Source organism: Methylobacterium frigidaeris (assembly GCF_022179185.1).
Classification (GTDB): domain Bacteria; phylum Pseudomonadota; class Alphaproteobacteria; order Rhizobiales; family Beijerinckiaceae; genus Methylobacterium; species Methylobacterium frigidaeris.
The window spans coordinates 1-217 of record NZ_BPQJ01000448.1; the positions used below are offsets into that span (position 1 = coordinate 1).

The window sequence follows — 217 nt, forward strand, 5'->3', positions numbered from 1 at the left end:
AATGACGCATCTCGCGTCGTCTCACAAATGTCCAAGCCGACGCGAGACTTGAACCACTGCCGTCGCGGGTCGAGCAGTGTGATAAGTGCGACCGGCGCGTCGAAGGTCAGGGCGGCTTCTCGGCAAAGATCGTCAAAAGCGGGATCTTGCGGCGTATCGAGTAGGTCGAGATTTTCCAAAACGGCGAGGCGTTCAAGTTCATTAGCGGGAACAGGAT

1 pseudogene is annotated in these 217 nt (G+C 56.7%); it reads right to left on the reverse strand.

What is annotated here, in order from left to right:
- A pseudogene (locus MFF64_RS37620) lies at positions 1–217 on the reverse strand (histidine kinase); the annotation flags it as partial.